At 71.4% G+C, this 13,748-nt stretch carries 15 protein-coding genes; 4 read left to right on the forward strand and 11 right to left on the reverse strand.

Annotated elements, in window-relative coordinates:
• The first annotated feature begins 8 nt into the window (after positions 1-8).
• Both DNK52_RS04425 and DNK52_RS04430 read left to right on the forward strand, forming a co-directional pair.
• Positions 9-389 carry a YidH family protein gene (locus tag DNK52_RS04425; RefSeq protein WP_110239713.1) on the forward strand — a complete coding sequence of 127 codons (381 nt, stop codon included), beginning with the start codon at positions 9-11 and terminating at the stop codon, positions 387-389.
• Position 390: 1 nt separating this feature from the next.
• Positions 391-720, forward strand: a complete 330-nt coding sequence (locus DNK52_RS04430) for a DUF202 domain-containing protein (RefSeq protein ID WP_110239714.1) — start codon at positions 391-393, stop codon at positions 718-720.
• Here DNK52_RS04430 and DNK52_RS04435 read toward each other — a convergent pair.
• The 5 genes from DNK52_RS04435 to DNK52_RS04455 all read right to left on the reverse strand — a co-directional run bounded on the left by DNK52_RS04435 (position 703) and on the right by DNK52_RS04455 (position 6,257).
• Positions 703-2,055, reverse strand: coding sequence for an MFS transporter (locus DNK52_RS04435; RefSeq protein WP_110239715.1), 1,353 nt, complete (start codon positions 2,053-2,055; stop codon positions 703-705). The two genes, DNK52_RS04430 and DNK52_RS04435, sit on opposite strands and share 18 nt — an antisense overlap.
• A gap of 104 nt (positions 2,056-2,159) precedes the next feature.
• Complete coding sequence (locus DNK52_RS04440; RefSeq protein WP_110239716.1) at positions 2,160-3,167, reverse strand: TIGR03557 family F420-dependent LLM class oxidoreductase; 1,008 nt, start codon at positions 3,165-3,167, stop codon at positions 2,160-2,162.
• A gap of 149 nt (positions 3,168-3,316) precedes the next feature.
• Positions 3,317-4,171 (reverse strand): ABC transporter ATP-binding protein, encoded by an 855-nt coding sequence (locus DNK52_RS04445; RefSeq protein ID WP_110239717.1) that lies wholly within the window; start codon positions 4,169-4,171, stop codon positions 3,317-3,319.
• Positions 4,168-5,256 carry a putative F420-0 ABC transporter permease subunit gene (locus DNK52_RS04450; RefSeq protein ID WP_239455379.1) on the reverse strand — a complete coding sequence of 363 codons (1,089 nt, stop codon included), beginning with the start codon at positions 5,254-5,256 and terminating at the stop codon, positions 4,168-4,170. The genes DNK52_RS04445 and DNK52_RS04450 overlap by 4 nt, the downstream gene beginning before the upstream one ends.
• Positions 5,253-6,257 carry a putative F420-0 ABC transporter substrate-binding protein gene (locus DNK52_RS04455; RefSeq protein WP_110239718.1) on the reverse strand — a complete coding sequence of 335 codons (1,005 nt, stop codon included), beginning with the start codon at positions 6,255-6,257 and terminating at the stop codon, positions 5,253-5,255. Before DNK52_RS04455 ends, DNK52_RS04450 begins: the two co-directional genes overlap by 4 nt.
• 179 nt (positions 6,258-6,436) lie before the next feature.
• On the opposite strand from DNK52_RS04455, the gene DNK52_RS04460 reads away from it, so the two are divergent.
• A complete protein-coding gene (locus DNK52_RS04460; protein ID WP_110239719.1) occupies positions 6,437-7,222 on the forward strand; it encodes a helical backbone metal receptor in 786 nt (261 codons plus the stop codon).
• A gap of 94 nt (positions 7,223-7,316) precedes the next feature.
• Positions 7,317-9,026 carry a hypothetical protein gene (locus DNK52_RS04465; protein WP_110239720.1) on the forward strand — a complete coding sequence of 570 codons (1,710 nt, stop codon included), beginning with the start codon at positions 7,317-7,319 and terminating at the stop codon, positions 9,024-9,026.
• A gap of 30 nt (positions 9,027-9,056) precedes the next feature.
• On the opposite strand, the gene DNK52_RS04470 is transcribed toward DNK52_RS04465, so the two are convergent.
• The 6 genes from DNK52_RS04470 to DNK52_RS04495 all read right to left on the reverse strand — a co-directional run bounded on the left by DNK52_RS04470 (position 9,057) and on the right by DNK52_RS04495 (position 13,727).
• On the reverse strand, positions 9,057-9,731 hold the full coding sequence (locus DNK52_RS04470) for a dihydrofolate reductase family protein (protein WP_162598597.1): 675 nt from the start codon (positions 9,729-9,731) through the stop codon (positions 9,057-9,059).
• A gap of 56 nt (positions 9,732-9,787) precedes the next feature.
• Positions 9,788-10,360, reverse strand: coding sequence for a class III extradiol ring-cleavage dioxygenase family protein (locus DNK52_RS04475; RefSeq protein ID WP_239455380.1), 573 nt, complete (start codon positions 10,358-10,360; stop codon positions 9,788-9,790).
• Positions 10,357-11,220 carry a dihydropteroate synthase gene (gene folP, locus DNK52_RS04480; protein ID WP_204163361.1) on the reverse strand — a complete coding sequence of 288 codons (864 nt, stop codon included), beginning with the start codon at positions 11,218-11,220 and terminating at the stop codon, positions 10,357-10,359. The genes DNK52_RS04475 and folP overlap by 4 nt, the downstream gene beginning before the upstream one ends.
• A gap of 91 nt (positions 11,221-11,311) precedes the next feature.
• Complete coding sequence (locus DNK52_RS04485; RefSeq protein WP_110239722.1) at positions 11,312-12,229, reverse strand: glucosyl-3-phosphoglycerate synthase; 918 nt, start codon at positions 12,227-12,229, stop codon at positions 11,312-11,314.
• 48 nt (positions 12,230-12,277) lie between these two features.
• Positions 12,278-13,057: an enoyl-CoA hydratase-related protein gene (locus tag DNK52_RS04490; RefSeq protein WP_110239723.1), complete on the reverse strand. Its 780-nt coding sequence runs from the start codon at positions 13,055-13,057 to the stop codon at positions 12,278-12,280.
• Positions 13,058-13,103: 46 nt separating this feature from the next.
• The gene (locus DNK52_RS04495; RefSeq protein WP_110239724.1) at positions 13,104-13,727 is read right to left on the reverse strand and encodes a hypothetical protein; all 624 of its coding nucleotides are present in this window, start codon (positions 13,725-13,727) and stop codon (positions 13,104-13,106) included.
• Positions 13,728-13,748: the final 21 nt, after the last annotated feature.

The following is a 13,748-nucleotide window of genomic DNA, read 5'->3' on the forward strand; positions in this document are numbered from 1 at the left end:
AAGGAAGCATGCCCGTGCCGACTGAGCCCGACCCGCAGCCGTCCCGATGGCCCCGGTGGGTCTACGACCGGGGCTCGGAGCCTGACTACCGCTTCAGCTTCGCCAACGAACGTACGTTCCTGGCCTGGATCCGTACGTCGTTGGCCCTGCTCGCTGCCGGCGTGGCGGTCGACGTCGTCGACCTCTCGATCGGCGACCGGTTGCAGTACGGCCTGGCGATCACCCTGATCGGACTGGGTCTGGTCAGCGCCGTCGCGGCGTGGATCCGGTGGGCGCTGGCCGAACGCGCCATGCGCAGCAACGCCCCCCTGCCGTCGTTCGGGTTCGGCGCGGTCTTCGCCCTGGTCGTGGTCGTCTCCGCGCTGGTGCTGATCGCCCTGGGCCTGTGAGATGGCCGAGGCATCGCGGGGTGCCGAGCCGGCCGACGTCGGCCTCGCCAACGAACGTACGGCGCTGGCATGGCAACGCACCGCCCTCTCGCTGGTCGGTGGCTCGGCGATCGTGGCTCGCCTGAGCTGGTCCGAGCTGGGGCTCGTCGCGCTGGTCCCAGTCTTCGTCACCGTGGTGCTCGCGCTCTGGGTCTTCCTGGAGAGCAACTTCCGGTACGCGCACGACGCCGGGACCCGCTCGCGGGGCCGCTCACGCGGTGGGCGCGCTCCGCTGTTCCTCACCCTGTGCGTGGTGGCGTTGGCGGGAACCGAGTTACTGGCTCTGAGCTGACGGTTCGGCAGCGCTCCTCGCGGCGCGCTCGCGCCGCACCTCCGGGCCCATCACGACGATCCCGAGCAGCGGCAGCAACGCCAGCACGACCATGCTCTGCGGGATCCCGATGACCTCCCCCAGCCCCGCCACCACGGCGGAGCCGACGCTGCCGCCGACGAGGAAGACCAGGGTGGCGACCCCGAGTGCCGCGCCGCGGACGTCGGCGTGGACGGCATCCCCGACGCTGGCGATCATGGCGGGCTGGCCCAGACCGAAGGCAAACGTCAGCAGGACCACCGCGATGCCGACGACGACCGGCCAGGCCAGGGCGGTCGCCAACGCGGCGGCCAGCATCGACCCGGCAGCCACGAGGGCCGCGAGCACCAAGGTCCCGGGGCCTCCGCGACGCTCCAGCAACCAGGCGGTGGCCCTCGGCATGAGCAGGGCCACGACGGCGCTCGGCACCATCAGCAGACCGACCTCCCAGGCCGCCCACCCTTCGGCGACGAGGGCGGCCGGCACCCCGATCAGCAGGGCGAACCAGGCGGCGGGGATCGAGGCCCCGGCCACCGCGGAGCGCACCACGGTGCCGTTGCGGACCACCGATGCCGGGAGGAACCCGTGGGGGTGGCGTTGCACCCGGCGAGCAACCAGCGGGGTGCCGAGCAGCAGGAGCACCGCGCCCACCACGGCGACGGCCAGGCCGGTGGAGGGTGACTGCACCAGCATGATCAGTCCGGCAGAGGTGAGGGCGACCAGGACCGCGCCGATGACGTCGAGCCGGGCGCCGGAGCCGCCGCCGGCGATGGCCTTCCAGATCAGCGGAAGCACCACCACTCCCAGGATCGGCAGCGCCATCACGGCCCGCCATCCGAAGGCGTGCTCGACCACTCCGCCGACCAGGGGCCCGATGCAGCTGATCGCTGCGGCGATGGCAGCGAGTCTGCCCAGGGCCAAGCCGCGGACCTCGCCGTCGTAGCGGGCACTGAGCAGCGCGACCCCCAGCGTCGGCACGGCAGCCGCTCCGGCCCCCTGGAGCAACCGGGCGACGAGCAGGAGCTCGAACGAGGTCGCGACGGCGGCGCCCAGGGCACCGAGCGTCATCAGTCCGACGCCGAAGAGCAGCGGGATCCGGACGCCGACGAGGTCGGAGACGCGGCCGTACACGGGGGTCGCCACGGCCAGCAGCAGCACGTACCCGCTGATCGTCCAGGCGGCGAAGCCGACGGAGATGTCGAACTCGTCCGCCACCATCGGCAACGCGATCGCCGCGGAGGAGGACCCCATCCCGGCGAGACCGAAGAGGAGCCCGAGCAGCAGGGAGACGCGTCGGGCGTCCTTGGCGGTGGTCACGACCTACCGCAACCGTCGACGGGGTGGGTTCATTCCAGCCACCGATCGCGGGACGTCATCGCAGCCCGTCGCCGGGGCGAGCATCCACCATGACATTGCGCGCCTCATCCCAGGTGCGGCAGGACGTCACGCCCGAAGGCCGCCAGGAAGGCGACCTGGTTGATCCCGACGTTGTGCAGGAAGACCCGGTCGTACCCGAGCTCGAGGTACCCCTTGATCTCGGCCACGTGGACGGCCGGATCGGCGCTCACCGGCAGCCGACCGGGGAAGTCCTCGGGCCGTACGAGCCGGGCGATCTGCTCGACCACGTGCGGCGAGCGCAGGTCACCGCGGGCGAAGCGCATCGCCGCCATCGGGTAGCGCTCGACGACGGCGCGCGCCGCCTCCTCGTCGGTGTCGGCCCAACTGATGTTGAGGTGCAACCAGGTGGGCATGGTGGCGGGGTCCTTGCCCGCCTCCCGGGCGCCCTCGCGGAAACGGTCGAGCAGTTGCTCGGCCTGGGCCGGCTGGACCGCCACCGCGAGCAGTCCGTCGGCCTGACGCCCGGCCCGACGCGCGGTCATCGGACCGGAGGTCGCCACCAGCACCGATGGCGCCTGCTCGGGCATCGTCCAGAGTCGGGCACTCTCCATCTGGAAACGCTCGCCGTCGTAGCGGACGTCGCGCTCGGCCAGTGACCCCGAGTAGAGGCGCTTGATCAGATCGACGGCTTCGAAGAGCCGGGCGATCCGCTCGGGGGCCTCGGGCCAGTAGCCGCCCGTGACGTGCTCGTGCAGCGCTTCGCCGCCGCCCAAGGAGAGCCAGTGCCGGCCCGGGTGCAGCGACGCCAAGGTGGCGGCCGCCTGCGCGATCGCCGCCGGGTGCTGGCGTCCGCCGGCCGCGACCATGCCGGCGCCGAAGTCGCCGGTGGTGTGTTCGGCGAGTGCGCCGAGGAGCGGCCACACGTTGGGGGCCTGTCCCAGGCTGGGGAGCCAGGGCTGGAAGAGGTCGGCGGCCATGGTCCCGCCGAAACCCGCCTGCTCGGCCATCACCGCCAGGTCGACGGCTTCGCGGGGGGTGACGGCGTCGACCGGGACGACGTAGCCGACGGGACTGCGCACCTGCTCACCCACGTCTGCTCCTCACGCCGTCCGCAACTGGCCACGCGCTGACCATCTGCTGCCTGAGCGGCGAGTCTAAGCGCGTCCCCGGGACGTCATCACCCGCGTACGCCCCCACGACCGCTCACGATGACGTCCGCAAGGGGCCTCGCGGGACGTCATCACCCGCGTACGCCCCCACGACCGCTCACGATGACGTCCGGGAGGGTGGCGGCGGAGGCGGGCGCAGGCAACGCCGGCGAGAACGCAATCAACGGTCGCCCCGTGCGCGGGTGGGTGAGCACGTCGGCGCTGACTCCGTACGTCTCCTCGATCATCTCCGGCGTCAACGTCTCGCGCACCCCACCGACGCTGCGCACCCGTCCCCGGTCGAGCACGACGACGTGGTCGCAGTAGGCAGCCGCCAGGTTGAGGTCGTGCAACGCAGCCACCACGGTGACCCCGTCGGCGGCGATCTCGCGGAGCAACCCGAGGGTGTCCATCTGGGCACGTACGTCGAGGTGGTTGGTCGGTTCGTCGAGCAGGAGCAGGCGCGGGTCCTGGGCCAGCGCCCGCGCGAGCTGCACCCGCTGCTGTTCCCCGCCCGAGAGCGTCGACAGCAGCCGGTCGCTCTGGTGCAGCACCCCGGCGCGGCGCATCGCCACGTCCACCGATCCGTCGTCGGCCCCGGCCACAGCCCATCCGGACTCGTGCGGGATCCGGCCCAGCGCCACGACCTGGCGCACGGTCAGGCTGAACTCGGCCCGCAACTCCTGCTCGACGAGCGCCAGCTGCCGCGCCCGCTCGCGCCGCTTCAGCGACAACAGGTCGACGCCGTCCAGCACCACGCGCCCTGCAGTCGCACCCTTCGGACCAGCCATCGTGCCGCTCATCAGCCGCAGCAGGCTCGACTTCCCGGCCCCGTTGGGCCCGACCAGCGCAATCACCCCACCCAGGGGTGCCGTGAAACCGGCGTCGGCGAGCAGGACCTTCTCACCGACCCGGCGGGTCAGGTGGGCCACTTCGAGCATGCTCATGCGCGCTCCTTGTTGCGGATCAGGACGAGGACGAAGACCGGCGCGCCGACCAGCACGGTGATGATGCCGACCGGGATCTCGCGGGGGTCGAAGGCGGTCCGGGCCAAGGTGTCGACCCAGACCATGAAGATCGCGCCGGCCAGCACGCTGAGCGGCAGCAGGCGCCGGTGCTGGAAGCCGACGACGAGGCGTACGGCGTTGGGCAGCACCAACCCGACGAATCCGATCGCGCCACTGACCGAGACCATCGCGCCAGTGAGCAGGGCGGTGCCGACGAGCAGCAGCCACCGCGTACGCCCCACGTCGATCCCGAGTGCGGCTGCGGCGGTGTCACCGAAGGCGAAGGCGTCCAACGTGCGTCCGCGCAGCGCCAGCGGAATCCCGACGAGGAGCAGCGCGCCCCAGGTGATCGCGACCGCGTCCCAGTCTGCGCCGGCCAGCGAGCCGAGGATCCAGTTGAGCACCTGACGGAAGGCATCGCCGCGGGCGTTCCAGAAGATCAGCAGGGAGGTGATCGCGCCGGCGAAGGACGAGACCGCCAGACCGGCCAGCACGGTCCGGGTCGGGGTGATCTCACCGAGACTGCGCGCCAGGAGCAGGGTCAGGACGAGCGCGGCCAGTGCCCCGGCGAAGGCGGCCAGCGGGAGCACCGCGGAGACCCCCACCAGCAGCACGAGCACGGCGCCGGTGGAGGCGCCCGACGAGAGCCCGAGGAGGTACGGGTCGGCCAACGGGTTGCGGGTCAGCGCCTGCATCACCGCTCCCGAGAGCGCGAGACCGGCGCCGACGGCGGCAGCGGTCAGCACCCGCGGCAGCCGCAACTCCCAGACGATCCCCGCCCGGATCGGGCTCAGCGATGACTCGACCAGGCCGAGCTTCGCACCGATGACCTGCCAGACCTCGCGCACCGACAGGTCCGCAGGCCCGACGGTGACGGCCCATCCGACCGACGCCACGAGGGCCAGCGTCAGCACCGGCAGCCACCACACCCAGGCTCCCGGACGTACGCGGCCCGGACGGCTCGGCTGACGCGGCGTGGTCGGCTGACGCTCGACGGCTGCCTCGGCCACCTCGACGGGGCTCACCTGACCGGGTCCTCGAGGGTCGCGTACTGGGTGAGCAGCTCGACGGCGGCCGGCACCGAACGTACGCCGGCTTCCGCGGCCGGGAAGGGGATCACCAGGAAGCGCTCCTCCTTGACCGCGTCCAGCTCGGCGGTCGCGGGGTTGGCCCTGAGGTCCTGCATCTTCTGCTCGGCGGTGTTCCAGGCGGCGTCGACCAGCACGATCACGTCGGGGTCGGCGTCGACGATCGCCTCCCAGCCGAGCGAGGTCCAGGTCTGGTCGATGTGGGCGGCGACGTTGGTGAGGCCGATCTCCTCCATCACCATCTGCGGTGCGCCGGTGCCGCCGCCGACGAAGGGGGTGTCGACGCCCGATGACCACCACAGCGCGGTGGTGCCGTCGGGGATCGGCTCGCGGTCGGCTAGCCCGGCCAGCTCGGCGCGCTGCCGGGTGACCAACTCCTCCGCGGCCTCGGGCACCCCGAAGATCTCACCCGCCTCGGCGAAGTGTTCGAAGAGCAGGTCGTAGGTCATCTTCTCGGGCGCGCCGGCGCTCTGGCAGGCCGACGGGGCGACGTACGACTGCACGCCCAGCTTGGCCAAGGTGTCGCGCTCACCAGCGGTGTCGGCGGCGAGGTTGGACTCCCACCCGGCGAAGACCAGGTCAGGTTCCTTCTCGAGCACCACCTCCTGGCTGGGCGCCTCGGTGGAGAGCGTCTCGAGGCCGACCGCCTGCGCTTCGTACGCCGGTGGGACCGGCCCGTCGGGGAAACCGTGGCCGACGATCCGGTCCTCGAGGCCGAGGGCGAGCATCAACTCGGTGGTGGTCGACTTGATGGTGACGACGCGCTCGGGGGGCGCGTCGAAGCTCACCTCGACGCCGCAGTTGGTGACGGTGACTCCGGAGCCGTCGGCGGGCGCCGCGCGGGGGGCGTCGGTCTCGGAGCAGGCGGTGGCGGTCAGCGCGAGGGCGAGCGTGAGAGCACCCCCGGCGAGGCGGGCCGGCGTACGAGGGAAGTGCAAGGGATCCTCCGGATCACGGGAGCGGGCAGGAAGCAGTCACCGACGGCAGTTGCCGCGGGAGATCCTTCGCCCCAATCCGGGATCGATGCACTCGACCATCACGGCCGAGGGATCACGCGTCTCCGACTATATACACCGGCCCCGACGAGCTGGCGGCGAGTGCTGTCTAGGGTGGCTGGATGCACACCCTCCACGTGGACGACCTCGGCGTCGAAGTCAGTCTTCCCTTCCGCGTACGTCGCGTGGTCAGCCTGGTCCCCAGCCTCACCGAGGCCATCGCCTCGATCGACGCCCGCCTCCTCGTCGGCGCGACCGAGTGGTGCACCCACCCCGGCGACCTCGACGTCACCCGCGTCCGCGGCACGAAGAACCCCGACACCCGCGCGATCGCGGCGCTCTCCCCCGACCTCGTCGTCGCCAACAAGGAGGAGAACCGCGAGATCGACGTACGCCGGTTGCGCGACGCGGGCGTGCCGGTCTGGGTCACCGACATCGAGACCGTGCCGCAGGCGATCGCCTCGATGGAGCGGCTCTTCACCGAGGCCCTGCGCTGCCCGTTGCCCGGGTGGTTGGTCGAGTCCCGTGCCCTGTGGTGTGGCGACCCGGCGCCGGTGCGCGCGCGCACCGCGACGGCGATCTGGCGCGATCCGTGGATGGTCGTCGGTCGCGACACCTTCACCGGCGACCTGCTCGCCCGGGCCGGGCTGCCCGGCGTCTTCGACGACCACGCCGAGCGCTACCCGCACCTGGAGCTCGCAGCGATCGACGGTGCCGGCGCCGACGTGGTGCTGCTGCCCGACGAGCCGTACGTCTTCACTGCCGACGACGGACCCGAGGCGTTCACGCGGACCCCGACGCGCATGGTCGAGGGCCGACTGATCACCTGGTACGGCCCCTCGCTGGTCCAGGCGCACGCCGCGCTGACCGAGGCGCCCGCCGCGCTGGGATGTGCCGCTGAAGCGTGAGGGGAGCCGCGGGCGGTGGGATCTCCGCTAACCTTCCCCGAGGTCGCGGGCCAGCGACTGCAGGTGTCGTGGGGGACGACGAGCAGGGGGACCGATGAAGGCACGACGCACAGCGCTCGTGGTGTGCGGGCTGTTCCTGATGGTGCTCGGCGGGGCGACCGCGACCTACGTGGGGCCCGACGACACCCTGATCATCGGCTCGCACACGGCCGGTCAACCGGCCAGCGGCCAGGCCGTACGCACCCATCCGGCGATCACGGACTTCGTTAACATCAACCTTCTCGTACGCGCCGAGGCGCCCAGCGGGGTCTTCCTCGGCTACGCGCACCGGGTCGACACCACGAGCCTGCTGGAGGGCCGACGCCACTGGACCATCACGCGGATGTCGTTGGGCAACGTCGGCGGAGACATGACCGAGGGAGCCCAGTCGTCCTCGACCAAGGCGTTGCGGCCCGAAGGGATCGTCGGGTGGTTGGGCTCGACCAGCGGCGACTCCGTCGAACTCGCCGTCCCGCTGGACGGCACGCCGATCGACGTCGTCGCGGTGCCCGCCGCCGGTGACGAGCGGGTCCGGATCTCGCTCGGCGCCACCGTCAAGAACCTCTTCCTGAGCCAGTTGGGCGTCATCGGGGTGGGGTTGGTGCTGATCGCCTTCTCGTTCGTGCTCGGCTGGTGGGGGCGCCGCACAGAGGCCCGCGCGGGGACTGATGAGCCCTCAGCGTCCACACCCTCAGAGCCCACACCGTCGGCGACACCGTCCTCGAGCCAGCCGGAGTCCTGGGAGGCGGCCCTGGCTGCGGCTTCCGCAGCTTCCGCGGCGTCGGTGACCCCTTCCGCGGCTGCCGAGCCCGCACCCGCCGCTCCCCCGGTCAAGGCACCGGATCCCGAGGTCGCGCCCGAGCCTGAGGCGCCGCGCGGGGTCGCGCGCGAGTCTGAGGCGCCGCGCGGGGCGACATCCGAGCGTGCTGCTCTCCCCGTCACCGCGCCCCTCGCGCCTGTCGCGCCCCTCGCGCCCCTCGCGCCGACTGCGACCCCGACCGCGCCCGCACCCGCACCCGCCCGCCGACGCTTCAAGCGCCGTTTCCTGCTGCTGCTGGCGGTCTTCCCGTTGGCCCGGATCTTCCGCCGCCGCGCCCTCAACCGTCGCTCCTTCCTCACCCTGCTGCTCATTCCCCTGGCGCTCTTCGTGCAGTCCTGCGCGGTGCCGGGGCCGGCGGCCAGCAACGACGGTTCCCTGAGTCGTACGGGCCTCTCCCTCGCCGAGGCCGGGCAGTTGGTCGATGACCCGGTGGACGTCTACGCACCTGAGTTCATGACCTATCCGATGTGGGCCATGGTCGCCACCGGCGACCCGAACCGGATCCAGCTCCGCACCCGCGCGCGCTTCTCGGCGAAGTGGCGCTCGCAGGGCACGGTGCGACTCGCCAAGGCATCCGAGGTGCCGGTCTCGGTCAGCAAGGCCATCGAGCCTGGTCCGGTGCTGCAGAAGCGTGCCGACGCGATGGCGACGGCGGTCGGCCTCTGGTGGGGCACCGGTCAGGCGGATGGCGTCGGGATCGACGGGCTCACCAAGAAGGCGCGCAGGACCCTGCTGAAGTCGGGGGTCGCTGCCACCGAGATCAATGTGTGGCCCGCCTCCGACGCTCCGCTCGTGCGCATGGTGGAGGTCTCCGGCGGTCACCTGTTGTGGATCGCCCACACCATCAGCACGCCTCAGGGACGGTACCGACTCACCACGGTCGCGATGATGGCCGCCGAGCCGCAGGTGCTCGGGAGCCGTCTCGCGAAGGCCTCGCAGGACTGAGTCGGCGCAGGGGCCGACTCAGGGGCCGACTCAGAGGCCGACCCGGGGCGCAGTCTGACGCACCGCCCACCGCCCGATCAGAGTGCCGTCCTCCTCGAGCAACAGGAGCGGTTCGAGGGGCACATCGATCGGCGGCCCGGAGGTGATCCGCTTGTGCTCGCCGGCGATCAGCCGAGGCACGATCGTGAGGCACAGTTCATCCACGGCGCCGGAGGCAACCATGTCGTGCAATGCGTACGGCCCACCTTCGCTGAGCACCTGGCTCCAACCGCGGGCGGCCAGGGCTGTGCGCAATAGCGCGAAGTCGATCGCGTACGCCCCCAGCACGAGCACGTACTCGTCGCCGAGGAGTTGGCGCGCCTCCTCCAGTCCGGGTGCGTGCTCCACGGTCGCCATCAGCACCTGCCCGGGGTCGGCTCCGCGCAGCGTCGCTGGGACCTCCCCGGAGCGCGAGAGCACCACGATCGGCTTGGTCGTGGGTCGGTAGCCCTCGGCCCGCACGGTCCCGGCGCCGACGACGATCACGTCGGCGTACGAACGCAACGCGTGGAAGACCCGCTTGTCGGGCACGTTGTTGATCCCGTCGGTGACCCCGTCCTCCCCCTGGGCCGCGCCGTCGACGGTGGAGACCATGTTGACCCGCAACCACACCCCGTCGGCCGCAGGCTCCGCGGCGTACAGCTGGGCCAGGAGCGCATCACTCACGTCGGGCGCCCCGACAGAGCCCTGGCTCTGCGCAAATTCGGGCGGACTGTTCCTCATCAAGATGCGCATTGCCACCTCACCACCCAGTACATGACGCCGAAGGGGTCCTCGGCGTGGTCCGTCGTCACACTCTGCACGTCAATCCCTTCAGAGACCAACGTGCTCCACACGCCGGCGCCGGCGACCAGGAGCTCACGACCCAGCGCGGGGTCGAGCCCGGACAGCCCGGCCACGTCGCCGCGCGCGAGCAACTCCCCCATCTGCTGGTCGTACGCCGCGGCTCGTTCGTCGAGGTGACCGGGGGCCTTCTCGCTGCGGCGCGCCGAACCGTTGGCCACCACCAGCAGATCGGTGGCGCCCGGGGTCGAGGCCTTGCCCAGCAGCGACTCGGCGACGCGCTCACCGAGGGCGTCGTCGGCGATCACCCGTACGTCCGAGTCGAGCCAGGCGACGGCGGCGACGCAGGCTGTACGCAGGTCGGCCACGGGGTCGCTCACCGAGGCATACTCGGGCAGCAACGCCGGGACGCACGGCACGATCACGACCCGTCTGCCCGTGCCCGGCATCGCCTCGAGACCGATCTCTGCGATGCGCGGCAGGTCGTGGGAGCCGGTCACAGGCGCGGTCACGCGAGGCCTCGGATCGCTCGGGTCGGCGGGCGACGTCCGGCGATGGTCCACACCATGTCGACGGTCTGGCGGGTCTCGACGACCTCGTGCACGCGATAGATCCGGGCGCCGGCCAGGGCGCAGACGCTGGTCGCGGCCAGCGTGCCGAGCAGGCGTTCGCCGACGGGTTTGTCGAGGCTCTCGCCGACGAAGTCCTTGTTGGAGAGCGAGACCAGGACGGGCCACCCGGTGTCGACCATCTCGGAGAGCCGGCGGGTGATCTCGAGGGAGTGGAAGGTGTTCTTGCCGAAGTCGTGGGCGGGGTCGATGACGATCGACTCACGCGCCACCCCGGCCGCCAGGGCGCGTTCGGCGTACGCGGTCGTGTCGGCGATGGCGGCGGCGACCACGTCGTCGTACTCGATGCGGTGCGGGCGGGTGCGCACCTGCACGCCACCGGTGTGGGTGCAGATGATCGCGGCGGCGTGGGCCGCGGCCACGTCGACCAACTCAGGGTCGGCGCCACCCCAGGCGTCGTTGATCACGTCGGCGCCCACGACGCAGGCGGCGTCGGCCACCTCCGCGCGCCAGGTGTCGACCGAGATCACCACGCCCGGATGGGTCTCACGCACGCGCGCAACGAAGTCGACGACCCGCGCCTTCTCCTCCGCGGCGCTGATCTCGACGCCGGGGGCCGCCTTGATGCCACCGATGTCGACCATCTCGGCGCCCTGGGCCACGACGAGGTCGACGCGCTGGAAGGCCGCGTCCTCGGCCCACGTCGCACCCTTGTCGTAGAACGAGTCCGGAGTGCGGTTGACGATCGCCATCATCAACGTCTCGTCGTCGCCGAACGAGTGCGCTCGAAGTTTGAGGGTCACGTCATGACCATAGGCGAGGGCCGGGTGGGCGCAGAGGAGAGGTGCGGGAGCGCCCCGTCGCACCCGCCCGTGCAACGCAGGTGCGCATCGTTCAGAGCAGCGGCGCGGCCGGGGGGCGTTCGGTGACCGGGACCGCCGACCGGCTCGGGGTGACGCCATCGGGGGCGGGCAGGTACTGGGTGAGCGCGATCTCGTCGGCATGGTGGCTCCTGCTGGAGCGGGCCCACGCCGCGGTCAGGATCTGCGTCGCCATCGCCCCGAGGTCGAGCAACGATTGGTGGCTGTGGTCGCGCCTGCCCAGGTCGACCTGCGCGATCGCGTCGACGCCGCGCGTACGCCACGTGTCGATGAGTGCGGCGAGCTCGACCGCGTACCCGGTCGGCACCTCGAGCCCTGCGAAGTGGTCGCGCCGCACCGCCCACTCCCCGGCCAGCGGCTGCACCAGACCGGCCAGCGGTGGGAAGAGCAGCGCGATCAGCGGGCGGGCGACGAGCTCGGTGACCCGACCCCCGTCGTACGCCCCCACCTCGCCGGGACGTTCGTAGAACCCCTTCACGAGTTGAACCGTGGGGTCGGTGAGCAGCGGGCCGAGGAGGCCCGGCACGAAGTGGGTGTCCCACTCGGTGAGGTCGGCGTCCATGAAGACGGTGATGTCGCCGCGGGTGACGAAGAGCGACTTCCACATCGCTTCACCCTTGCCGACGTACGCGCCCAGCTCCGGGCGGATCTCGGCGGCGCGGTGCACGACGGCGCCGGCATCAGTCGCGATCTCGTAGGTGCCGTCGGTGGAGTCGGAGTCGATGACCACGATCTCGTCGACCAGGGCGGCGGTCTCCATCAGCGCCTCACGGCAGCGGGTGACGACGTCACCTACCGTGGCGGCCTCGTTGCGGGCCGGGACGACAAGGCTGACCGTGGTGTCGCCCTTGGCGCCACGGAGCTCGTCGAGCGACCAGTCCTGCCAGCGGTGGGTGCGGCGCGCGAACCAGTCGTCGGTCTCCGCTGCCATGGCGTCAGCCTAGTGGGGGCGCCGCGGCGGGCGGGGTCGAGTCGTACGTCAGTCCTGCCGGACGTCGGCGCCGAACTTCGGCTTCTCCTTCGCCAGGAACGCGCGCACGCCTTCGTTGAAGTCGGGGCCGGTGTAGACCTCGCGCAGCATCGCCTCGTCGAAGTCGGGAGCTGCTTCCTGCTCGAGGGCGCGCGCGTTGATCTGGCGCTTGGTGGCCTGCTGGGTGGTGGCGGAGGCGGCGATGACCTCGGCGACCAGGGCGTCGATGCTGCCGTTGAGGTCCTCGGTGACCTCGCTCAGCGCACCGACGCAGTAGGCCCGCTCGGCGTCGACGAGACGGCCGGTGAGCAGCATGGAGCGGGTGATCGGCTCACCGAAGGCAGCGGCGCAACGGTGCACGATCGGAGCGGAGAGCGCGTTGCCGAGCGTCTTGGCGATCGGGTAGCCGAAGCGGGACTCCGGGGTCGCGATCCGGATGTCGCAGTGGGTGGCCACCGCCAGCCCGCCTCCGACGCAGACGCCGTCGATCGCCGCGATCGTCACCTGAGGGAGAGCGAAGAGCCCGTTGAGCAACTCTCCGATCCACCGCTCGTACTGCGCCGCGTCCGTCTCCAGGAAGTCCGAGATCTCGTTGCCCGCCGCGAAGGCGCGGCCACCGGCGCCACGCAGCACCACGACCCGGATGTCGGGCCGGGTCGCCAGGTCCTCGAAGAGTCCGCGCATCTCCGCGTACATCGCCTTGGTGAAGGCGTTGTGACGGTGCGGACGGTTGAAGACGACGGTCACGACACCGTCGGCGCTGGTGACCAGGAGTTCGGAATCGCTCACGGCGTCAGCCTAGAGCGCGCCCCGGACGCACCCGCGGCGGGGCAGATCAGGCGACCGACGCCAAGAAGTCGGCGTAGCTCGTGATCGGCACCGAGATGGTGTTGCCCGCGCCGGGCGGGGTGACGGTGACGTTCCACGACGGCGACGAGCCGCGCGTGACCGACTCGGGGCGATCGATCAGCACCGTGACAGTCGCGGGTGTGGTGACGGGAACCTGCGGGAGGTTCACGACGACCCGACCGTCTGCGGAGCGCGTGCCGTTGCTGGAGAGAACACTCACCTCAGGGGTCACCGCGAGCCCGCCCGCGTCGAGGACCCTGAACCCCTTTGCCGCCAAGAACCCCGACCCGACCGGGGGCGCACCCAGCTCGAGCGAGACGCTCTGCGGTGCCGCACCCAGGTTCGTGATCTGGGTGATCCAGATGATCGACCCCGCAGGCAGGAAGCCCCACAGCCCTGCCTCGTCCGGGTCCGTGATCTCGTCTGCGTTCGGGCGCCAGAACATCCCCGAAGTGAAGGTGATCAGTTCTGCCGGCGTGACCGGCGTGGTGGCGAACGCAGGCGAAGCCGCGGCGACCGAAATCGCGGGGATGCTCCACGCGGCGGCCTGCACGACGCGTCGTCGGCTCGGCATCAAAGGGCTGTTGTGGTTCTCGTCTGCAAGGGTCATGGTGATTCCTGTCGCGTCCGC

The sequence above is a fragment of the Nocardioides gilvus genome, from assembly GCF_003194605.1.
GTDB classification, from domain to species: domain Bacteria; phylum Actinomycetota; class Actinomycetes; order Propionibacteriales; family Nocardioidaceae; genus Nocardioides; species Nocardioides gilvus.